Here is a 248-nt window from a genome sequence, read left to right as displayed (position 1 = left end):
ACTGTAATTAATTCCTCTGTAGATAGCGGAACGAATTCACCTAGTTTTTCCTGGTTAAACTTACCGCCACGCTTTTCTATGTTTAAAGTAATGCTATTTTCTCTTACAAATTGTTCTGCAGTTACTAGATCAAACTGCCGCACCTTTTCTCTTCCGTATTTATCCGTTATCTCTTTTAGAGCATCTTTAATTACACCAAAGCTTACTACTTTTAATGTTTCTTCAGCTTGACCGCTGCATTGTTTACA

The 248-nt window shown here is 35.9% G+C and carries 1 protein-coding gene; it reads right to left on the bottom strand.

Annotation, left to right across the window (positions count from 1 at the left end):
- On the bottom strand, positions 1–248 hold a 248-nt coding region (locus tag KVT28_RS25960; RefSeq protein WP_217551142.1), incomplete at both ends, for a hypothetical protein.

Source organism: Pantoea sp. GbtcB22 (genome assembly GCF_019091025.1).
Classification (GTDB): domain Bacteria; phylum Pseudomonadota; class Gammaproteobacteria; order Enterobacterales; family Enterobacteriaceae; genus Pantoea; species Pantoea leporis.
The sequence above is the reverse complement of the archived record's forward strand: the minus strand, read 5'-3'. Positions and strand labels throughout refer to the sequence as shown.